Annotated in this window: 17 protein-coding genes; 6 read left to right on the plus strand and 11 right to left on the minus strand. The window is 72.3% G+C overall.

The genetic code is table 11. The features are described from left to right. Positions 1-11: 11 nt before the first annotated feature. From VH969_RS26885 to VH969_RS26905, 5 genes are all read right to left on the minus strand, one after another. Positions 12-1892, minus strand: coding sequence for a Na+/H+ antiporter (locus VH969_RS26885; RefSeq protein ID WP_331979112.1), 1881 nt, complete (start codon positions 1890-1892; stop codon positions 12-14). A 37-nt stretch (positions 1893-1929) separates the two neighbouring features. Further along, the gene (locus VH969_RS26890) at positions 1930-2838 is read right to left on the minus strand and encodes a nucleoside hydrolase (protein ID WP_331979114.1); all 909 of its coding nucleotides are present in this window, start codon (positions 2836-2838) and stop codon (positions 1930-1932) included. Positions 2839-2911: 73 nt separating this feature from the next. Beyond that, complete coding sequence (locus tag VH969_RS26895) at positions 2912-3775, minus strand: hypothetical protein (protein WP_331979116.1); 864 nt, start codon at positions 3773-3775, stop codon at positions 2912-2914. 70 nt (positions 3776-3845) lie between these two features. Then, entirely contained in the window at positions 3846-4805 is a 960-nt protein-coding gene (locus VH969_RS26900; protein ID WP_331979118.1) for a GNAT family N-acetyltransferase, read from the minus strand. Then, positions 4792-5151, minus strand: coding sequence for a hypothetical protein (locus VH969_RS26905; RefSeq protein WP_331979120.1), 360 nt, complete (start codon positions 5149-5151; stop codon positions 4792-4794). The genes VH969_RS26900 and VH969_RS26905 overlap by 14 nt, the downstream gene beginning before the upstream one ends. Positions 5152-5556: 405 nt before the next feature. Here VH969_RS26905 and VH969_RS26910 point away from each other — a divergent pair, with 405 nt between their 5' ends. Continuing rightward, the gene (locus VH969_RS26910; RefSeq protein ID WP_331979122.1) at positions 5557-9417 is read left to right on the plus strand and encodes a hypothetical protein; all 3861 of its coding nucleotides are present in this window, start codon (positions 5557-5559) and stop codon (positions 9415-9417) included. 137 nt (positions 9418-9554) lie between these two features. Here VH969_RS26910 and VH969_RS26915 read toward each other — a convergent pair whose 3' ends face one another. From VH969_RS26915 to VH969_RS26935, 5 genes are all read right to left on the minus strand, one after another. Beyond that, complete coding sequence (locus VH969_RS26915) at positions 9555-10724, minus strand: acyl-CoA dehydrogenase family protein (protein ID WP_331979207.1); 1170 nt, start codon at positions 10722-10724, stop codon at positions 9555-9557. Positions 10725-10802: 78 nt separating this feature from the next. Further along, a complete protein-coding gene (locus tag VH969_RS26920; protein ID WP_331979124.1) occupies positions 10803-13799 on the minus strand; it encodes a hypothetical protein in 2997 nt (998 codons plus the stop codon). Positions 13800-13809: 10 nt separating this feature from the next. After that, positions 13810-14184, minus strand: coding sequence for an MmcQ/YjbR family DNA-binding protein (locus VH969_RS26925; protein ID WP_331979126.1), 375 nt, complete (start codon positions 14182-14184; stop codon positions 13810-13812). 1 nt (position 14185) lies between these two features. After that, positions 14186-14584, minus strand: a complete 399-nt coding sequence (locus VH969_RS26930; RefSeq protein WP_331979128.1) for an ArsR/SmtB family transcription factor — start codon at positions 14582-14584, stop codon at positions 14186-14188. Then, a complete protein-coding gene (locus tag VH969_RS26935; RefSeq protein ID WP_331979130.1) occupies positions 14518-14850 on the minus strand; it encodes a putative quinol monooxygenase in 333 nt (110 codons plus the stop codon). The genes VH969_RS26930 and VH969_RS26935 overlap by 67 nt, the downstream gene beginning before the upstream one ends. Before the next feature lie 54 nt (positions 14851-14904). Between VH969_RS26935 and VH969_RS26940 the strand changes: the two genes are divergently transcribed. Further along, on the plus strand, positions 14905-15957 hold the full coding sequence (locus VH969_RS26940) for a hypothetical protein (protein WP_331979132.1): 1053 nt from the start codon (positions 14905-14907) through the stop codon (positions 15955-15957). 18 nt (positions 15958-15975) lie between these two features. On the opposite strand, the gene VH969_RS26945 is transcribed toward VH969_RS26940, so the two are convergent. Beyond that, entirely contained in the window at positions 15976-16581 is a 606-nt protein-coding gene (locus tag VH969_RS26945) for a TetR/AcrR family transcriptional regulator (RefSeq protein ID WP_414638625.1), read from the minus strand. Between the two features lie 109 nt (positions 16582-16690). On the opposite strand from VH969_RS26945, the gene VH969_RS26950 reads away from it, so the two are divergent. The 4 genes from VH969_RS26950 to VH969_RS26965 are packed head-to-tail and all read left to right on the plus strand — an operon-like array spanning position 16691 to position 21255. Next, entirely contained in the window at positions 16691-18037 is a 1347-nt protein-coding gene (locus tag VH969_RS26950) for a cytochrome P450 (protein ID WP_331979136.1), read from the plus strand. Then, a complete protein-coding gene (locus tag VH969_RS26955) occupies positions 18034-18939 on the plus strand; it encodes an alpha/beta fold hydrolase (protein WP_331979138.1) in 906 nt (301 codons plus the stop codon). Before VH969_RS26950 ends, VH969_RS26955 begins: the two co-directional genes overlap by 4 nt. After that, positions 18923-19771 (plus strand): SDR family NAD(P)-dependent oxidoreductase, encoded by an 849-nt coding sequence (locus VH969_RS26960; RefSeq protein WP_331979140.1) that lies wholly within the window; start codon positions 18923-18925, stop codon positions 19769-19771. Before VH969_RS26955 ends, VH969_RS26960 begins: the two co-directional genes overlap by 17 nt. Continuing rightward, positions 19768-21255, plus strand: coding sequence for a flavin-containing monooxygenase (locus VH969_RS26965; RefSeq protein WP_331979142.1), 1488 nt, complete (start codon positions 19768-19770; stop codon positions 21253-21255). Before VH969_RS26960 ends, VH969_RS26965 begins: the two co-directional genes overlap by 4 nt. The last annotated feature ends 6 nt before the right edge of the window (positions 21256-21261 follow it).

The following is a 21261-nucleotide window of genomic DNA, read 5'->3' on the forward strand; positions in this document are numbered from 1 at the left end:
TTGTGCCCCGCTCAGCCGAGCTGCGTGTCCACAAAGCACCAACGCCACGTCTCGCCCGGCTCGTAGCTGCGCATCACCGGGTGGCGGCTGTCGTGGAAGTGGCGGGTCGCGTGGTTGCCCGGCGAGGAGTCGCAGCAGGCCACGTTGCCGCACTTGAGGCACATCCGCAGGTGCACCCACGTCAGCCCCTCCGCGATGCAGGCGGCGCAGCTGTCCCGCGCGCTCGGCTCCACGTCCTTCCACGGGTGGGACAGGTGCTTGCAGGAGCCGGCGGTCGGTGCGGGAGTACGCAGCTCCCGGTCGGTCTCGGGGAGCTCCTCGTCGTCCCGGTCGAGCATCGACTCCTCGATGTCGAGCCGCTCCAGGACCCGGCGGAGCACCACGTCGTCGGCGACGCCGTTGTTGCGCGCCAGCAGCGCCTGCTCGCGCTCCACCTGCAGCAGGTCCAGGCGCATCCGGCGGTACGCGTCGCTCGGGGTCTCGGCCAGCGTGCTCTGCCGGCCCAGCTGCTCCCACGCGGAGTTCGTCCGGTCCTGCAGCCGGGCGCGCAGCCGGTCGACGACCTCCTGCGGGTCCTCCGGCCGCCGGATCTCCTCCAGCCGTGCCAGCGCCACGTGCCCCATGTCGTTGAGCACGGCGGCCTCCTGCAGCGCGTCCTCCGCCGGGTCGGGCGCCGGCAGCCGCAGTCGCCGGACCAGCCCGGGCAGCGTCATGCCCTGGACCACCAGCGTGCCGGCCACGACGACGAACGCGGACAGCACGAGCACGCCCCGGTGCGGGGTGTCCGGCGGCAGCACGAACGCGGCCGCCAGCGTGACCACGCCGCGCATGCCGGACCACGCGATCACCGCCGAGTACTTCCAGGGCCACGGGTGGCGCCTGCGTTTCCAGCCGAGCCGGGCGGTGATCCGCTTGGCCGTGCCGATGCCGATCAGCCACAGCACGCGCGTCACGATCGTGGCGACGAGCACGGCCACGCAGATGCCGGCGATCGCGATGCCGGAGAGCTCGCTGTCCGCGACCTGCTCGAAGATCATCCGCACCTGCAGCCCGATCAGCAGGAAGACCAGGTTCTCCAGCAGGAACTGGATGGTCTGCCAGTTGTGCCGGCTGGACAGCCGCGCCTGGCCGGAGAGGATCACCGGCGCCTTGTGCCCGAGGATGAGCCCGGCGATGACGACCGACAGCACGCCCGACCCGTGCACCACCTCGGCGAGCATGTACGCCACGAACGGCACGGCGAACGACAGCGCGGTGTCGGTGACCATGTCGGTCAGCTTGTTGCGCACCCAGGCTGCCGCGATCCCCACGACCGCGCCGCCGGCCGCGCCGCCGGCGAGGGCCAGCACGAAGTCGATGCCGACCTGCCACAACGTGATCGACCCGGCCAGGGCGGCGATCGCGGTGCGCAGGGCGACAAGTGCGGCCGCGTCGTTGAACAGGCTCTCGCCCTCGAGCAGCCGGACGAGCTTGCGCGGCATGCCGACCCGCCGCGCGACCGCGCTCGCCGCGACCGCGTCCGGCGGCGCCACGACCGCGCCGAGCGCGACGGCCGCGGCGAACGGCAGCCCGGGCACGACCGCCCACGCGACCAGGCCGACCCCGAATGCCGTGAAGACGACCAGCCCGACCGACAGTGTGGCGATCGGTCCGCGCATCTTGCGGAAGTCGAGCAGGGACGTCTGGATCGCCGCCGAGTACAGCAACGGTGGCAGCAACCCGACCAGCACGACCTCGGACGAGAGCGCGTAGTCCGGCACCCCGGGTACATAGGAGGCCGCGACCCCGACCGCGATCAGGCACAGGGGCGCCGGCCAGTCGAACCGGCGCGCGAGGGCCGTGACGGCCAGAACCGCCACGACCAGCGCGACTATCTCCGCGGCGACGTGCACGGACCAATCATCTCCCGGGGTGGCGCGGTCGTGCCGCTCACCCGGCGTTGATCGCGTCGCGCACGAGGTCGCGGAACTCGTCCGACGGCACCGCCGGCTCGACGTGACCGCCCCGGGGCGCGAACACGCCCGTCTCGACCAGGTACAACGCCGCCGCGTCGTCCCAGAGCCGGGTGCCCAGCCACTGGCCCGGGTCCACCCGCAGCGCGGTCCGCAGCAACCCCGGCATGCCGGCCGCCTCGAGGCCGGCGATCATCTCCGCGGTGGGGTCGTAGGTCGGCTCGGGTCCGGCGGGCGGCAGGTCGACGAACACCGCGCGGTGCAGCCGGCCCGTGGCGGTCCGGCACGCGGCCAGGTCGTACTCGCAGTTGAAGTTGTCCGGGTTGTTCTCCGCGAACGAGCGGCCGGACGCGACGACGTGCACGTCGTGGCCGAGGACCGAGGAGTAGCGCAGGTAGGAGGTCCACGGGCCCAGCACCAGCAGGTCGACCCGGTCGCAGCCGCGCACCGCCGCGCGGAGGTCCCGTGTCAGCCGGCCCGGGTCGCGGCCGAACGGGACGGCGTCGTGGAGGTAGTCGTCGATCCGCTCGGCACCCGCGCGGGCGGCCGGCAGCCAGTCGTAGGCGGGCGGGTTCGGCGAGGCCAGGCCCGGGACGACCGGTGGGGTGGCGCCGTGGCTCGCGAGGAACATCGACACCGCGGTCGCGCCGTTCTGCACGCCGGAGATGCCCTCGGTCGCGACGACGGCGCGGATGTCCCGCGCGGGCGCCAGCACGGCCAGGGCGCGGAAGTCGTCGAGGCCCGCGTCGGTGTCCACGACCGTGCACGCGGCCCGGGTCGCGGCCGGCCGGTCGCCGGCGAGCGTCGGCACCCCGATGCCGACCCAGGCGATGGCGAGCACCAGCGCGCCGGCGGACAAGGAGCGGATTCGTCTGCCTGCCACCATTTTCTTACCCCCACGCGGTGAGATCGGAAGGCCGACCGATCATGCTAGCCCCGCGCGGGCCGGCGGCGAAGCGTCAGCGGCGGTAGGCGTAGTTGCGGCGCGGCGGTTCGGGGGCGGCGCGCGGGGTGCGGCGGGCGATGATGCCGCCGACGATCACGAACACGCCGCCGAGACCGCAGATCACCCACACCACGATCGACATCCGCTGGGTGATCGCGTCGTAGAACGGCCCGGCGATCTCCGGTGCCGGGCTCTTCGCCGTGATCTGGCTGCGCGCGAGGAACCCGGCCAGCACGACCAGCAGCATGGCGACGACGAGCCCGAAGCCGGTGACGACGAGCGTCATGCCGCGCCGCGCGGAGGCCACGAGCCCGAGCACGATGAGCGCGATGGCGGCGATCGGCAGGATCACGCTCAGCTTCTCCAGCAGGTCGAACGCGGGCACGAGCTGGCTCACCGCGGGCCCCGACACGAGCTGCATCTTCGCGTCGACCGCCGGGATCCGGTTCGCGAGCGGCACCCCGTCCGCGACGAAGCGCTGCTTCATGTCGTCGGCGACGACGCCCAGGTCGAGCACGATCGCGTCACCCTCGACGGCGACGCTGCCGCCGCCCTCGTCCCGCAGCAGCGCCACGAGCTGCGGGTGGACCTCGGTGTTGAGGCGTACCCAGGCGTCGCGGAACTGGTCGCTCGCGACGAACTTGTCGATGCTCGTGTCCACGAGCTGCCGCGCCTGCCCCGGCACCTTCTCATCCAGCGCGGCGGAGATCTGGTCGGCGACGGCGCCCTGCACGCCCGGGTCGTCCGCGAGCGGGGTGACGGCCTCGAGGTAGGCCTCGCGGTCGGTCACCTCGTCGACGAGCACGTAGGCCACGACAGCCGGCGCGGCGAGCAGGCATCCCAGCAGAACCAGCACGGTGGCTAACCCGGTACGCATCGGTAAACCGTAACGTTGCCGGTCCGGCCGTGCCGGGCCGGGCGCGCCCGCGCGTGCCGGCCGTGTCCGGTCAGGTCTCCAGGGTCCGCCGCCACACGTCGATGACCAGGACCGGGCGCATGCCGACCGACTCGTACACGCCCAGCGCCGGGGTGGTGTTGTTGGAGTCGACATGCAGCAGCGTGCCGGTACGGCCCACGGCGGCGTCGATCGCGAACGCGTGGCGCAGCAGGAACTTCGCGATACCGCGGCCGCGCGCGGGCGGCAGCACACCGACGGAGGCGACGTACCCGCAGCCCTCGTCCGCGACGAACTGGTCGTTGCACTCCAGCACGCCGGCGGGCCGGCCGGCCAGCTCGGCGAGCCACAGCTGCGTCCAGTCGAATGTGGACTTCCGCTCGAGCGTCTCCTGCCACGTGCCGAACGGCTTGGGCACGTTGCCGAAGTGCTCGGTGAAGGCCGTGTTCAGCACCCCGTGTGCCGCCTCGCGCACCGCCGGATCGGTGCCCTGCCGCAACGAGACGCCGGCCGGTGGCGTCGGCGGATCGGCCGGTCCGCCGTGGTCGATGCGCATCCGGTGGAACGTGGTCGCGACGGCCAGCCCGTGCGCTACCGCCTGGGCCCGCAGCCCGTCGTCGGCGCGGTAGACGCCGTGGTCGACCGTCACCTGCCGGTGCCCGCGTGCGCGGCCGAGCTCGCGGGCGCGATCGAGCGACCAGCCGAACAGCCAGTGGCGGACGGCCGAACCCGTTGCCAGGACGTCGATCTCGACGAGATCGCTGTCCGCCCGTGCGATCGCGGTCGCGTAGGCCACCGGCGTGCCGGCGGAGTCGAACACGAGACGCGCGTCATGGGCCGGCTCGAAACCCGGCGCGGTGAGGTCGTCGCGCACGTCGTTCTCGGTGTAGTCGGCGAACCCCACGACGCCGAGCGTGTAGTCCCGGGCGAGTGCCGCGATCGCCGCCGCGTCGGTCAGCCGGGGCGGCCGGAAGACGAAGTCGCCGGAAAGAGCCGCCCTAGTTCTGCTCACCATACGACTGCTCGCACGGAAGGCCGTCCTTGTCCGCGTCCCAGTTCGCCGGGAATCCCGCGTCCGCCCACGCGGCGTACGCTACGTCATACGAATATCCGGCCGCATGCAATTTCTGGCAGGGTGTCAGGGGCTTGTCCGGCACGGTCACCGTCGCGGGCGGCGGCACGTACACAGTGGACGGTGTGACCGTGACGGTCGCGGGCGGCGGGGTGCTCGTCGACGTGCGCGGCGCGGCCGTGCTCGTACCGTCGACGGGTTGCGCGCACGCCGCCAGTCCGAGCGCGATCACTCCCGACAGCGCGGCGGCGACGATCCGCGTACCCGCGGCGGAGACGGACAGCATCGAACAAGCCCCCTCGTTCTGGAATGGCGGAGCCCCGGTGCCGCGAGGGCATCTCCGGTAACCCTCGTGCCGTCCGTCGTGACGATCACGCAGAGTGTTACAGCCGAGGAGAATGACTACGGAAAGTCGCGGCATACTTCTCGTGGCTCGCGGTAGTTCTTTTCCGACCGCGACCGGAATTGTTCGGACAGTCGAATTCGACTATCGCGTGGCCGAATTGTTGGCACAGTTGCCCGAAACGGCGTCTTGTTTTCGGATCGGCGCTGGAGGAGGCTGTCGCGGGGCTGTAGCGGATCTTCGTTGCAGCGTGCCTTTTTGCGCGAACTGTCCGGTTTCTTTGGAGCCTGCAAAATGGTCAAATTACGCGCTGTCGCCCGATTCAGATGTCTTGCCGCGATCTTGCTGGTGACCCCGCTGATCACGGTCACCGCGTCCGCGACGGCTGTCGCGGCGCCACCCGACGACACCCCGGTCCTGCTCACCCCGAAGGGGGAGCACGAGTCCGGCGAGGACGAGGAGAGCTTCGACAAGCTTCGTGACGCTTACTACTGGAGCCGGCTGCTGGCCGGCGACGACGAGCTCAGCTTCGAACAGGCCGCGACCTTCCGCAACCGCGCCGCCACCGCCGCGAACGGCGTTGCCGTGGAGACCAAGCGCGGCGCGGCCCGGGGCGGGACCTGGGCCAGCACCGGACCGGACCCGGTCGTGCAGGTCGGCCGCACGAGCAACACCTTCGAGGCGGTGTCCGGCCGCATCGGTGCGCTGGTGATCCGCAACGACGGCACGATCGTGCTCGGTGCCGCCCAGGGCGGCGTGTGGACCTACGACACCGCCACCAAGGCCTGGACCTCGCGCACCCCGGACGCGAACACCCAGTCGGTCGGCGCGCTCGCCCTCGCGCCCAGCGACGACCGGATCATCTACCTCGGCTCCGGCGAGGGCGCGCTGTCCGGCGACAGCTACTACGGCGACGGCGTCTACCGCTCGAACGACGGCGGCGTGACCTGGAAGCGGGTCTCCGGCGACCAGTTCAACGGGCAGTCCACGTCGTCGATCACCGTCGACCCGGGAAACCCGGACCACCTGTACATGGCGACCCTGCGCGGCCGCGGCGGCATCCGCCGGACGACAGCGCCCGCCGAGACCCCGTTCGGCGTGTGGGAGTCCCGCGACGGCGGCAGGCACTGGTCGCTGAAGAAGGGCACCACCGACGAGCTGCACGGCGCGACCGACCTCGTGATGGACCCGCAGAACCCGCGGCAGCTCTACGCCTCCTTCTGGGGCGACGGCATCTACCGCACCACGGACGGCGGCGCCACGTGGGCCAGTGCCCTGGGTGACCTGCCGAAGGGCAACTTCCTCGAGGGCGGCACGCGGTTCGCGCTCGGCCTGTCCCACCCGGCCGGCGCCGCGCACGCCACGATCTACACCGGGTTCGACTACTTCGACCTGGACGACGAGTACCACCCGGCGCAGATCTACAAGACGACCGACGAAGGCGCGCACTGGACCGCGACGGGAACGGGCACCGGCGCCGACTCGGTCTTCGACTACTGCGGCACGCAGTGCTTCTACGACAACGTCGTCTACCCCGACCCGACGAACCCGGACGTCCTCTACGTCGGCGGCTCCTACGGGTACGACAACTCGCCGCAGTCCGGCGGGATCTACCGGTCCAAGGACGGCGGCGCGACGTGGCAGAGCCTCGGGTACGACCTGCACCCGGACTTCCACGCGATCGCCCTGCAGCGGAACAACACGCAGCACATCGCGATCGGCAACGACGGCGGCGTGTGGCAGTCCGCCACCGGCGGCGGCCGCCCGGCGGGCGCCCCGCTGTCGGCCGTGGACTGGGAGAACCTCAACGGCACCGTCGACCCGAACACCGCCGCGCTGGTGCACTCGACGGGGCTGCGGATCACCCAGTTCACGAGCATGGCGACCGTGCCCCAGGTGCCCGGCCAGTACTGGGGCGGCACCCAGGACAACGGCACACTGCGCAAGTCGCTCGCGAACGACCGGTGGTTCGACCAGGCCAGCGGTGACGGCGGGCAGGTGATCGTCGACCAGACGACCCTGAACGAGGCCAACCCGGGCCTGCCGGCGTACGTGTTCGGCACGTACTTCGGCATCTCGCCCTACCGGTACGACCCGACCGAGGTCGGCACGTTCTTCGGCAACGAGGCCATCGACGGTGGCATCGACATGAACGACCGGGCGGAGTTCTACATCCCGTGGGTCCAGAACCGGGCCGACACCAACCAGATGTTCCTCGGCACCTACCGGCTCTACCGGACCAACAACGCCGAGGCACCGTCCGCGGGCGACGTCCACTGGGACGTCGTCAGCCCGGACCTCACGACGGGTTGCCCGCAAGAGGCACCCAACGGCGCCCGCGGCTGCCTGATCTCGGCGATCGGCATCGCGGACGGCGGCGACGGCGCGTACGTCGGCAGCGACGACGGCGTGGTCTCGGTCAGCCCGAACGCGGTCACCGCGGACAGTCCTACGTGGACACGCGTCGGCCAGAACGTGCTGCCCAACCGGCCGGTCGCGCAGTTCGCCGTGGACCGGTCCGACTGGCGTGTCGCGTACGTGTCCTACGCCGGCTTCGGCTCGGCCACCCCGGGCCACCGCGGCCACGTGTTCAAGACCACCGACGGCGGCCGGCACTGGAAGGACATCAGCGCCAACCTGCCGGACATCCCGGTGAACTCGGTGATCCTGGACCCGTCCGCGGACGACACGCTCTACGCCGGCACCGACGTCGGCCCGTTCGTCACCACGAACGGCGGGAAGTCGTGGAAGCGGCTCGGCAACGGCATGCCGAAGGTCTCGGTGTGGCAGCTCGACTACGACCCTAGCCACGCCACGCTCGCCGCCGGCACGCACGGCCGCGCGGCGTACACGCTGAACACCGGCGCCAACTCGCCGGCACTCGTCGTGTCCAAGTCGGACGACGGCACGCCGGTAGGCCCGGGCAGCGAGGTGCACTACACGATCACGGTGCGCAACGTCGGTAACGCGCCCGCGACCGGGGTGCGCATCGACGAGCCGGTCCCGGCCCACACGAGCTTCGTCTCGGCGAGCGACGGTGGCACGCTGCGCAAGGGAACCGTGCAGTGGCGCAACCTGAGCGTGCCGGCCGGCGGCAGCAAGTCGGTGAACCTCACCGTGCGGATCGCGCCGAGCCTGCCGAGCTCGGTCAAGTCGATCGTCAACGACGGCATCGTCGTGAAGTCCGACCAGGGCGTGGACGCCGACGGCAGCCCGCACACGGTCGCGATCGCGCCGGCGCACGCGCTGGCCGTCTCGCCGGCCACGCAGAAGGGCGGCGCCCGGGTCGGGACCGACGCGACGTACACCGTGCACCTGAAGAACAACGGGTTCCAGGCGGACAGCTACACGTTGTCGACGGCGAGCACCTGGCCGGCGGCGACGTTCGACGCGTCCTGCACGACGCCGTCGACCACGACGCCGACTGTCGCGCCGGGCGCGACGACCGACGTCTGCGTGAAGGTCAGCGTGCCGGCCTCGGCGGCCAACGACGCGACGAACGACACGACGGTGACCGCCTCGTCCGCGGCGGACAGCTCGGTCACCGGCAGCGCGAAGCTGACCACGATCGCGGTGGCGGTGGACACGCTGCTCGTCGACGAGGACCTCGGCGCGCCCGACGTCGAGTCGTACTACGAGGACGCGCTGAACGCGAACGGGACCGCGTTCAGCCGGTGGGATCTGTCCGCGGATCCGGAGCTGCCGAGGACCTACCTGACCGCGCACCGCACGGTCGTGTGGTTCACCGGCAACACCTACCCGGCACCGATCACGCCGTACGAGGGTGACCTCACGGCGTTCCTCGACGGCGGCGGCAAGCTGTTCATGTCGGGCCAGGACATCCTGGACCAGGCGGCCGGCACCACGGCGTTCGTGCGGAACTACCTGCACATCGACTGGGACGGCACCGAGGCGCAGAACGACAAGGCGACCGCGGCCGTCCACGGCGTGACCGGCAACCCCGTCTCCGACGGGATCGGCGCCGTGCCGATCGACCACACGGTCCTCAACGCCACGTTCGAGGACCGGGTGACCCCGATCGCCCCGGCCACCCCGGCGTTCACCGACGACTCGTCGGCGACCGACGCGCTGAACGTGGCGGCGGGCTCGTACAAGGTGGTGTTCCTCGCCTTCCCGTTCGAGGCGTACGGCACCGCGGCCGAGAAGGCGGATCTGATGCACCGGATCCAGACCTACCACGGTAGCTGACGGGGACGCGGAGGCCCGCCGACGCCACCACGGAGTCGGCGGGCCTCCGGTTCGGCATGGTGCGGTCGTGAAGGCCGCGGTCCACGCCCGCCGCTACGTCGAGACCGGGCGCAAGCCGGGCAACGTGATCGTCGACGTCACTGGACCGGCAGCACCGGCGTGCGGCGCAGCTCGGCCTTCGCGATCGATCGCAGGTGGACCTCGTCCGGGCCGTCGAACAGGCGCATCGCGCGGTGCCAGCCGTACATCGCGGCCAGCGGGGTCACATCCGTGATGCCCGCGCCGCCGTGCACCTGTATCGCCCGGTCGATCACGCGCCCGGCCGCGCGCGGCACCGCGACCTTCGCCATCGCCACCAGGTCCCGCGCCGCCCTGTTCCCGGCCGTGTCGATCACCTGGCACGCGTGGTGGCACAGCAGCCGCGCCTGCTCGATCTCCAGGCGCGACTCCGCGATCTGCTGCCGCACGACACCCTGGTCGGACAGCGGCCCACCGAAGGCGACCCGCGACGAAGCCCGTGCGACCAGCATCGCCAGCGCACGCTCCGCCGCCCCCAGCGCACGCATGCAGTGATGGATCCGGCCCGGTCCGAGCCGCGCCTGCGCGGCCGCGAACCCGCCGCCCTCCTCGCCGATGACGTTCGCGACCGGCACGCGGACGTCGGCGAAGTGGACCTCCGCGTGGCCGTGCTGGTCGTGGTGACCGAACACCGGCAGGTCCCGCACGACGGTGACGCCCGGCGTGTCGCGCGGTACCAGCACCATCGTCTGCTGGCGGTGCGGCGGCGCGGACGGGTCGGTCTTGCCCATCACGATCAGCACCGCACACCGCGGGTCCAGCGCCCCGCTGGTCCACCACTTGCGGCCGTTGATCACGTACTCGTCGCCGTCGCGCTCGATCCGGGTGGCGATGTTGGTCGCGTCGCTCGAGGCGACCTCCGGCTCGGTCATCGCGAACGCCGAGCGGATCTCGCCGTCGAGCAGCGGCCGCAGCCACTCCCGCTGTTGCCCGTCGGTGCCCAGCAGGTGCAGCAGCTCCATGTTGCCGGTGTCCGGCGCCGCGCAGTTGATCGCCTCCGGCGCGAGGTCCAGGCTCCAGCCGGACAGCTCCGCGATCGGCGCGTACTCGAGCTGGGTCAGCCCGGACTCCGCGGGCAGGAAGAGGTTCCACAGCCCCTCGGCTCGCGCCTGCTTCTTCAGCGCCTCGACCACCGGCGGCACGGTGTGGTCCTCCGGCCCGGCCGTCCGGCGGTGGTCGAGGTACTCCGCCTCCGCGGGCAGGACCCGCTCACGCATGAACACGAGCATGCGGTCGTACAGCTCGCGGGCGCGGGCAGAAGGCGCGGGAAGGTCGTAGTCCGCCACGAGAACCTCCTGGTTACGGCGTCAGTCCGACCGTACCGCCGCGGTCCGCCGGAACAGCGTGAGCGCGGCGCCGGCCACGGCCAGGACACCACCCGCGGCGGCGACGAGGACCGGAAGATCCGCCGGGATCTCCAGGTACACCGTGATGCCCAGGATCCGGTGCAGGCCCCAGGGCAGCAGCGCCAGCTGGTCGTTCCACGACGTGAGCGCCTGCTCGAGGCCGAGCAGGGCCATGAGCGCGCCGAGCGCGGCCAGTGGGATGCCTGCCGCGAGCAGCACCCGCCCCGCCGCCTGCCGCCGGGACATGGCGTAGCCGCGCCGGAGCACGGAGTAGGCGACCGCGAACAGGGCCAGGAAGGCCGCGAACGCCACCGTGACATACACCGTCCTCGTCGGCGGCGACGTCCAGATCGCGAACCAGTACCCGCCGGGCCCGCGCGCCACCAGCCCCAGCGCCAGCAGGACGGTCCGGAGCAACGCGAGCCCGCCGATCGCGGCGAACAACAGGTACGGGTCGCGGACGAGCAGGCGCAGCGTCAGCGCGAACAGCAGCCACGCGCCGAGCGTCGGCACCAGGTGCGCGGGTGCGGCGAACGACGTGAGGATCGCCCGGCTCAGCACGACCGCGGCCGCCGGCACCGCCCACACCAGCACGCGGTCCACACGGGACGGAGAAGCGTCGAGCCGGGCCAGCCGCCACGGCCGCGTCGCCGCCGTCCACAGTGTCCGCGGCGCGACCGGTGCCCCGGGCAGCGCGCCCCACAGCAGGAGGAGGACCACCGCCACCAGCAGCCCGCGGGCGAGCCAGGCCATCGTCTCGTCGCGCTGCGCGAGGGTGAGCCCGATGTCCGCGGCGGTGAAGTTGAACGCCGGCAGGTCGCGGTCGGCACCGTAGCGGCGGACGTGCCCGGCCCGGGCCGACTCGTAGCGGTCCGCCGCGGCGAGCCACGCGTCCCGCGCCGCGGCCGACCCGGTGTCGAGCCACTGCACGTGCCGCAGGAACGTCGTCCGGTACGCGCCGACTGTCTCGAACAGGTCCACCTGGTAGTCGAGCGTGGCGGTGAACCGCCGGCGCAGCTCGGGGTCGCGCCACGTGGCCGGGTCGGTCGCGGCCACGAGGGCACGCATGCGCCGCGCGTCGCGGACGGCCGTCGCACCCTCGGCGACGGCCTCGTCGACGTGGTCGCGGCTCACGGCGTAGATCGTGTCGAGCGTGGCGCTGTCGCCCGTCACGATGTCCCACTCGAAGATCCACATCATCGGCGGCGGCTCGAGCCCGAGCGCCTTCACCGAGCTGTCCGCGTACGGTCCGATGTAGAGGCCCGTGGTGACCGCCTCGCGGGACAGCGCCATCGCCTGGCAGATCGCCGACACCGTGGCCGGGTCGGACGAGAACGTGCGGCGCGCCCAGTCGGCCGTCGCGGCCGCGGTGTCGACGTCGGGGTTCCAGGCGAGCTTCGCGGTGACGTACGTGTTGAGGTCGTACAGCTGCCAGAACCCGGTCCGCAGGTCCAGCGTGCGCGGCCCGGCGAGCAGCGGACCGCCGCCCTGCGCCCACGTCCACACGCCCTCGACGTGCGGGTTCGCGGCGAGGAACCGGCGCAGCGCCAGCTGGTGCAGCACGCCCATGTCGTTCGGCAGCGCGCCGAGGCCCTCGAACTCGCGGCGGGACTGGAACTCGACGATCCGCCGCTGGTTGCCCTCGAAGAGGGTGTCGTTGAGCGGCAGGTGGCTGTAGAAGTCGCCCAGCGAGTACTTCGTGGACACGATGAGGTGCTCGTCGGTCAGCCCGCCGAGCACCTCCCGGTAGGCCGCGGGGTTCGTGTGCAGGTCGCCGACCGCGCCGATGCCGACGCTCCAGGTGCGGAAGATGACGTCCTTGCCGGCGTCCCCGGCGACGCGCAGGAACGAGCGCAGCATCGCGCGCACGGCCGCGGGCGTCGTCACCGCGATCTCCGCCGAGTAGTCCCAGCCAGGCAGCCGGTAGGCCGCGCCGCCCTCGCCGATCCGGATCATCAGCCCGTCCGCGTACGGCAGCACGTCGAACAGCTCCGCGAGCCCCGCCCGGTAGACGCGCCACAGCCGGTCGTCCTCGGTGCGCAGCCCGCCCACGGTGCGCTCCAGGTACGCCCGCAGCGGCGGGGACAGTGCGAGCATGTCGGTCTGGAAGTAGACCTTCATGCCGAGGTCGTGCGCGTAACGCCAGACCGGCCCGAACGCCGCGACCATCGCCGCCGCGCGGGCCCGGTGCGGATCGCCGTCCGGGTACACGTCGAGGTCGCGGAACGCCACGTACTCGAGGAAGCCCGGGATGACCACACCGTTGTAGCCCTGCGCGAGCGAGTGCTCGACGAGCCGCCGGAACTGCGTGGCGATCCGGCGGACCGCTGTCCCGTCCACGTACGGCGCGCGGGGGAGCAGCGCGTCGCCGACCACGTCGGAGTTCAGCGTGTAGTTGTCGCGCGCGTACGCCGCCGGGTCGTCCGGCAGGCCGACCGCGCCGAGGTCGGTCAGCCGCAGCCCGAGCCGGGGCGTCACGACCCGCCCGTCGGCCGGCACCACGGCGCCGGCCGAGATCCGGTCGGCGATCGCGTACAGCCCGGCGGCCGCGCCGGCGAGCGCACCCGCGTCGACCGACAGGCCGGGGCCGGCGCGCGAGATCCGGTACGCCTCCGGGCCGCCGGCGAACCGCGGGTCGAGCCGGACCCGCAGCACGGCCCCGGTCGCGCCGGCGTAGCTCGCGGGCTGCGGCGCGCCTCTCGCCGCCAGCGCACCGGCGACGGCGCGGGCCGCGAGCCGCAGCCGGGGGTGCGGCGGGACGTCGATGGCGGTGATCCGGGGTGGCGCGACATCGTCGCGCGCGGGCGCGGCGGTCAGGTGCTCGGCCGGGACGTCGGCGGGCCGGACGCTCAGCCCGAGCGCGTCGTTCACCTGCCAGGCGACGAGCCCGCCCAGTCCCAAAAGGACGATCAGGACGACGACCGGGCGCCACCGCCGCCGCCGATGATCGTCCGCCACCCGGTCATCTTCACACGGGTGTGCCGTCCTGATCGAGCACGGTGCGGGCGAGCCGCTTGGGTGCGATCAGCGTGTAGGAGGTGCGGATCCACTCCTCGACCTCCCGCCAGCGCTCCTTGCTCAACCGCTTCCCGAGCTTGATCGAGACCCAGCCGTGCCGGCCCAGCCCGTAGCCGGTCGGCTCCGCGGCCGGGTCCGTGGCGACCAGCGCGTCGGCCTCCGCCTTCGGCAGCTTCACGCTGATGCCGGTGCCGTCGGGCGCGGTGAACACGAAGTTCTTGCCGCGCACGCGGAACGTCGGTTCGCCGTCCCAGGCCTCGATGTCGACCCGGGCCGCCTCGGGCAGGCGGGCCACGATCTGTTCGAGACGGTCCATGTTCGACATGTCAGCCTTCCTTGCCCTTCCGTTCCGACACGGTGAGCCCGACGCCGGTGCACCACAGGTCGAGCAGCACGAGCAGCCGCTTGCGCTCGACCGAGACGTGCCGCTCGCGGCCCACCGACGCGATCACCACCAGCCCGGCATCCTCCAGGACGCGCAGGTGCCGGGTGGTGGTGGGCCAGGAATGCGAGAACCGCGCGGCGAGCTCGCCCGCGGTGAGCGTGCCACCCCGGGCGTGCAGCACCTGCAGCACGTGCCGGCGGACCGGGTGGGCCAGGGCGGTGAACATCGCGTCGAGGTCGTCGAGATCGGTCAGGCCCTGCGGGCGGCGCTCGGTCAGGAGACGCTCACCGCTCGCAGGTGCGGGAACTCCATCGACGGGCGGCCGGCGCGTTCCTCGCACAACGGATCCATGGCCTCCCACACCTCGCTGACCTCGGGATGGGTGTGCGCGCGGCCCGCCGCGTCGTCGTCGATCCACTCGAAGATCTCGATCACGAGTGGATCGGCCGACTCCTTCTCGTGGCCCAGGTACACGCGGGTCGGCTCGTCGGTGACCAGGCCGAGCTTGCGCAGGATGGGCCCGTGCCTGCCGACCAGGTCCAGGAACTCGTCGACGTGGCCGTCGCGGACGCGGTAGTGGGCGATTGCGGTGATCGGTTCGGACATGGCCGATATTTAGCCTCGCCGCTAAGTATTCTGTCAAGCGGCTACCGTTGTCCCATGGCGAGTCGGCGGGTACGCGGTGGGCGGGCCTCGCTCGGCCGCGTGCAGGCCTATCTCGGGCGGTGCGGCACGGGCGAGGCGGTCGCCAACCGGGACCGGTTCGGTGGCGTGACGCTGCAGGGCGTGTCCGGGCTGCGGGTCGCGCGCGTGCTGGCCCGGGCGGGGGAGCTGACCGGCGTCGACCTCGACCCGGCGGCCTACCTCACGCGCGGCAAGGCGCGGCCGCCGGTCGTCGCGGGCCAGCTCGGGCTCGACCTCGACCTGCCGGCGTTCGACTGGGTGGAGGCGCAGGCGGAGCTGGGGCTGCCGGTCGTGCGGACCTCGGGCCCGCGGCTTCGGGTGGGGCAGCTCGACGAGCTGAAGGCGGAGCTCGACCGCGAGTACCCGGTGCCCGTCTCCGTGACGCTGGCCCTGGACGGCGGCTGGCTGGGGTCGAAGCACAGCGGGGTGCTCGCCGAGCAGCTGCGGGCGGCCGACCGCGACGTGTCGCTGGTGCTCGGCGCGCCGTTCGACCCGGTGGACTCGTCGTACAAGGTCCTCGGGCTGCGGCGGCTGCTGCGATGGAGCGCGCGGACCGGCCGCTCGCTGGAGCTGCTGCGCACCGGGCCGATCGGCATCCCCGCGATCGCGACCGGCGCCTCGCTCGCCGCGATCGGACTCTCCTCGTCGACCCGCCACCTCGGCGGCCCGGTGGCGCGGCGGGCGGACGGCGTGCGGCCCAAGCGCAGCCCGCAGGTCTTCGTGCCGCGGCTGCTGCACTGGCAGCGGGGGATCGACCTGAAGGCCGGGCTGACCGACTGCGGGTGCGCGGCGTGCGCGCGGGCGGGATCGGGCCTGCAGCGCTTCGACGTCGCCTACGACACGACCGTGCCGGCCGACATCCGCGCGGCCGCCCGCGAGCACGACTCGCTGGCCCTGGCGGAGGTCCTGCACACGGTCCGCGCGGCGACGGACCCGGAGGACGAGCTGGCCAAGCTCCGCCAGGACGCCCGCGACCTCGCCGCCGAGGTGGACCTCGCCGTGCCGAAGTGGCTGGGCGCCTGGGACTGACCCGGTATGCGGCTGTCCTCAGTGGACGTTGCGCGGGCCGAGCAGCGCGATCGACGCGCGGACCGCCACCTCGCTCATGTCCCGCGCGCGACCGCCATCCTCCACAGTGGTCGCGATCAGCTCGCGCAGCCCGCCGAGCAGCATGATCGCCAGCTGCCGGGGAACCGGGCCGACGCCGATCGAGCGCCATTCCTCCGTGTCGCACAACGTCTGGATCATCGTGACGAACGCTTCCATGACCTCGCGCTGGAGCGTGCGGGCCCGCTCGCCGAGCGAGGGCACGTCGCGGATCCAGCTGAGCGTGATGCCCGGTTGCGCCTCCGCACAGGTGATCCAGGCCTCGACCGCCTGCCCGACCTGCGTCGCCCACGGCGCTTTCGGGTCCACGGCGGCGGAGATCTGCCGGATCATCTCGGCGTTCGCCTCGGTCAGCAGCTCGACGAAACACGCCTCCTTGTCGGCGAAGTGCTCGTAGAAGGTCCGCCGGGAAGTGCGTGCGCGCCGCACGATGCCGGCCACCGTCGTGTTGCGGTAGCCGTCCTCGATGATCGACTCGGCGAGACCGTCGAGCAGCCGCTGGCGGAAGCTCGTCGTCGTCTCCACGTTCGCCGTCGTCACTGGCATCACGCTATACCTCTCGTCGGCAGCGCCCTTGTGCTGAATGGTACATCGGCGTACCGTGCCGATGGTACGGCCGCGTACCACGGCAACGCCACGGGAAGGTGTTCCCTCGATGACGACTGTGACGCTTCCGCCCGGTCCGACGGCGCCCCGGTTCGTCCAGGGCGCCCGCGCGCTGCTGATGCCGATGCGCGGGATGCACCGTCTGCGCGAACGCTACGGCGACGCCTTCACCGTCGACGTGCCGATCTTCGGCCGCGCGCTGGTGATCAGCGATCCGGCGGAGATCAAGCAGCTGTTCCAGACCAACCCGGAGGTCGCGGACAACCTCGAGCGCAACCTCGGCCGCGTGCTCGGCCCGGGCTCGATGTTCGCGCTGTCGGGCGAGGAGCACCGCGCCCAGCGCAAGCTCCTCGTGCCGCCGTTCCACGGCCGCCGGCTCGCCGCGTACGAGCGGATCGTCGAGGACGAGACCGTGCGGGAGATGGCGTCGTGGCCGCACGGCAAGCCGTTCCCGACGCTGCCGTCGACGATGCGGATCACGCTCAACGTCATCCTGCGCGCGGTGTTCGGCGCCGAGGGCGCGGAGTTCGCCGAGCTGCGCGAGCTCCTGCCGCGCCTGGTGACCGTCGGCTCGCGCCTGGCGGTGCTGCCGGTGCCGGACCGGTTCGGCCGGTGGGGTCCGTGGGGCCGGTTCCGCGAGTTGCGCCGCCGGTACGACGCGGTGATCGACCGGCTCGTGGCGAAGGCCGGCCACGGTGACACGGGTCCGGAGGGCCGCGACGACGTGCTCTCGATGATGTTGCAGGCCCGCTACGACGACGGCGCCCCGATGACCCGCGGCGAGATCGCCGACCAGCTGCTGACGCTGCTCGCCGCCGGGCACGAGACGACCGCGACGACGCTCGCGTGGGCGGTCGAACGGCTGCGCCGGCACCCGGACGTGCTGCGCGCGCTCGTCGAGGAGGTCGACGCCGGCGGAAAGACGTTGCGCGAGGCGACCGTCCTCGAAGTGCAGCGCACTCGCCCGGTGATCGACATGGTAGGCCGGCAGGTCCGCGCGGAGAGCCTGCGACTGGGCCGGTGGACGGTGCCCAAGGGCCACGCGGTGCTCGTCAGCATCGCGCTGATCCACGATGATGACGCGGTGTTCCCCAACGCCGGCGCGTTCGACCCGAGCCGGTTCGTCGGCTCGCGGCCGGACCTCTACCAGTGGATCCCGTTCGGCGGCGGCACGCGGCGCTGCCTGGGCGCGGCATTCGCGAACATGGAGATGAACGTGGTGCTCGCCACGATGTTGCGTGACTACACGCTCGTGCCGACGACCGAGCCGGACGAGCGCTGGCATTCCCGCGGCGTGGCGTACGCGCCGGGCAAGGGCGGCGTCGCGGTCGTGCACCGCCGCACGGTCCACGCGCCGCCGGCGGCCGAGGCGTCGGCGGGGGGAGCGCGCTCGTGACCGAGCGGACAGTGGACGTCGGTCGCGGGATCTCCCTTGCGTACGAGGAGATCGGCGACCGCGACGCGTACCCGATCGTGCTCGTCGCCGGCCTCGGCCAGCAGCTGCACAGCTGGCCGGACGCGTTCTGCGACGAGCTCGCCGCCCGTGGCCGGCGGGTGATCCGCTTCGACAACCGCGATGTCGGCCGGTCCACACACATGTCCTTCCGCCCGCCGCGGCCAAAGGACATGTTCCTGCAACGCTTCTCGCCCGAGCAGTACGACCTCGCGGACATGGCCGCCGACGCCGCGGGGCTCCTCGACGCGATCGGGGTCGAGACCGCGGACGTCGTCGGGATCTCGATGGGCGGCATGATCGCGCAGATGGTCGCCGCGGTGTACCCGGCGCGCGTGCGGAGCCTGACGTCGATCATGTCGACGACCGGGTCGCGCTGGGTTGGGCGGCCGGCACTGTCCACGTGGCGGCGGATGATGGCGCCGCCACCCCGCAGCCGCGACGAGGCGATGGACCGTGCGGCGCTGATGTTCCGGCACGTCGGCTCGCACGGCTTCCCGCCCGACGAGGAATGGGTGCGTGAGCTCGCCGGGTCGAGCTGGGACCGCGACTCGTCGCTCGCCGGGATCGGCCGCCAGCTCGGCGCGATCTTCAAGTCCGGCAACCGGACCAGGCGGCTGCGTGCGATCACCGCGCCCACGCTCGTGATCCACGGCGACCGCGACCGGATGGTCCACCCGACCGGAGGCGCGGCCACGGTCCGGGCGATCACCGGCGCCCGCCTGGAGACCGTCGTCGGCCTCGGCCACGACCTCCCGCGAGGCGCGTGGCCGACCCTGCTGGATCTCATCGACACCCACGCCCGCCCCGTCACGGCAAGGAGCACCGATGCCCCCACGTCCTAGGCTCGCCGGCAACCCGGTGATGATCACCGGTGCCGCGTCCGGCATCGGCCGCGCGCTCGCCCGCCGGCTCAACGGGTTCGGCTCGCCGGTCGCCATCGCCGACATCGACGAGGCCGGCCTGAAGGACACCGCCGCGTTGCTGACCGGCCGCGTGCTGACGCGCGTCCTCGACGTCCGCGACGCGGCCGACCAGCGCCGGTTCGCCGGCGAGGTGCGCGACTGGCTGCCCGCACCGCTGGCGGCGGTGTTCAACAACGCCGGCGTCGCGGTGACCTCGACCGTCCTCGACGCCGTGCCCGAGGACGACCAGTGGCTGCACGACATCAACTTCCACGGCGTGGTCAACGGGACGCGGGCGTTCCTGCCGATGCTGGTGGCACAGGACTCCGGCGTCATCGTGAACACCTCGAGCGTCTTCGGCCTCGTGGGCATGCCGCACCAGAGTGCGTACTGCGCGGCGAAGTTCGCCGTCCGCGGGTTCACCGACTCGCTGCGCCAGGAGCTTCGCGGCACGGGCGTGCGCGCGGTGACGGTCCACCCGGGCGGCATCACCACGAACATCGCCCGCAACGCGCGCATGCGCAAGGACCCCGAGGGCCTGGGCCGGACCAAGGAGCAGATGGCTGCCCAGTTCGAGGCGGTCACGATGACCTCGCCGGAGAAGGCGGCCGCGATCATCCACAGCGGAGTCGAGCGCGGCAAGGCACGCATCCTGGTCGGCCCCGACGCGTACGTGTTCGACGCGCTCGCCCGCATCGCCCCGACCCGGTACTACTCGGTGATCGCGGCCCTGCAGTCGCGGCTGCGCGAGCGGGCGAAGGAGACCGTGTGACGGCCCGGCCCGCGGACGTGGACGTGGACGTGCTGATCGTCGGCGCGGGGCTGTCCGGCATCGGCGCGGCACACCACCTCCAGGCGGCGTTCCCGCACCGGACGTACACGATCCTCGAGGCACGCGACGCGATCGGCGGGACGTGGGACCTGTTCCGGTATCCGGGCGTGCGGTCGGACTCGGACATGCACACGCTCGGCTACCGGTTCCGCCCGTGGACGGACGCGAAGGCGATCGCGGACGGGCCGTCGATCCTGCGCTATGTCCGCGACACCGCCACCGAGGCAGGCATCGACCGGCACATCCGCTTCGGCCACCGGGTCGTGCGTGCCAGCTGGTCCACACCGGACTCGCTGTGGACCGTAGAGGCGGTGCACGAGGGTCGTCCGGTCACGTTCACCGCGCGTTTCCTGTACCTGTGCAGCGGCTACTACCACTACGACGCCGGGCACGCGCCGGACTTCCCCCGCAGTGAGGAGTTCGCGGGCACGATCGTCCACCCGCAACACTGGCCGGCCGACCTCGACCACGCGGGCAAGCGGATCGTCGTCGTCGGCAGCGGTGCGACCGCGGTGACGCTCGTGCCGGCCCTCGCGGAGACGGCCGAGCACGTGACGATGCTGCAGCGCTCGCCGACGTACATCCTCGCGCTGCCCGCCGTGGACAAGCTCGCGAACCGGCTGAAGCGCGTGCTCGGCATGCGGCGCGGCTACTTCCTCACGCGGTGGAAGAACGTGCTGATGGGCACGCTGATCTACCAGCTGAGCAGGCGCCGGCCGGCTGTGGTGAAGAAGCTGATCCGCAAGCTGACGGTCCAGCAGCTGCCGGCGGGCTACGACGTGGACACCCACTTCCGGCCGCGCTACCAGCCGTGGGACCAGCGCCTGTGCCTCGTGCCCGACGGCGACCTGTTCGCCGCGATCCGCTCGGGCCGGGCGAGCGTGGCGACCGACGAGGTCGAGACGTTCACGCCGTCCGGCATCCGCCTGCGGTCCGGTCTCGACATCGAGGCGGACGTCGTCGTGACCGCGACCGGCCTGCGCCTGCTGGCGTTCGGCGGCATCGAGCTGTCGGTCGACGGCCGGGCGGTCGAGCTGCCGAAGACCATGGCCTACAAGGGAATGATGCTGTCGGACGTGCCGAACCTCGCCTTCACGATCGGCTACACGAACGCGTCGTGGACGCTGAAGGCGGACCTGGTGAGCGAGTACGTGATGCGCCTGCTGCGGCACATGGACGCCCACGGCTACACCCGGTGCGTCCCGGCGAACGACGACCCGACGGTGACCGAACGCCCGCTGCTCGACTTCGCCGCGGGCTACGTGCTGCGCTCGATCGACGAGTTCCCGCGGGCCGGCTCGCGTGCGCCGTGGCAGCTCGGCATGAGCTACGCCCACGACGTCGTCACCCTCCGCCATGGCCGGCTGGACGACGGCTCGATGCGTTTCAGCCGCACCCCTGCGCAGGTCGCCGCCGAGGCGTAGCGTCTG

The organism is Actinophytocola sp., from assembly GCF_036555685.1.
Taxonomy (GTDB): domain Bacteria; phylum Actinomycetota; class Actinomycetes; order Mycobacteriales; family Pseudonocardiaceae; genus Actinophytocola.

Coding starts and splice junctions, on each gene's coding strand:
- VH969_RS26890 (WP_331979114.1), bottom strand. CDS start 2,838: ATGGTGGCAGGCAGACGAATCCGCTCCTTGTCCGCCGGCGCGCTGGTG.
- VH969_RS26895 (WP_331979116.1), bottom strand. CDS start 3,775: ATGCGTACCGGGTTAGCCACCGTGCTGGTTCTGCTGGGATGCCTGCTC.
- VH969_RS26905 (WP_331979120.1), bottom strand. CDS start 5,151: ATGCTGTCCGTCTCCGCCGCGGGTACGCGGATCGTCGCCGCCGCGCTG.
- VH969_RS26915 (WP_331979207.1), bottom strand. CDS start 10,724: ATGCTCGTGTTCATGCGTGAGCGGGTCCTGCCCGCGGAGGCGGAGTAC.
- VH969_RS26925 (WP_331979126.1), bottom strand. CDS start 14,184: ATGTCGAACATGGACCGTCTCGAACAGATCGTGGCCCGCCTGCCCGAG.
- VH969_RS26935 (WP_331979130.1), bottom strand. CDS start 14,850: ATGTCCGAACCGATCACCGCAATCGCCCACTACCGCGTCCGCGACGGC.
- VH969_RS26940 (WP_331979132.1), top strand. CDS start 14,905: ATGGCGAGTCGGCGGGTACGCGGTGGGCGGGCCTCGCTCGGCCGCGTG.
- VH969_RS26945 (WP_414638625.1), bottom strand. CDS start 16,581: ATGCCAGTGACGACGGCGAACGTGGAGACGACGACGAGCTTCCGCCAG.
- VH969_RS26950 (WP_331979136.1), top strand. CDS start 16,691: ATGACGACTGTGACGCTTCCGCCCGGTCCGACGGCGCCCCGGTTCGTC.
- VH969_RS26960 (WP_331979140.1), top strand. CDS start 18,923: ATGCCCCCACGTCCTAGGCTCGCCGGCAACCCGGTGATGATCACCGGT.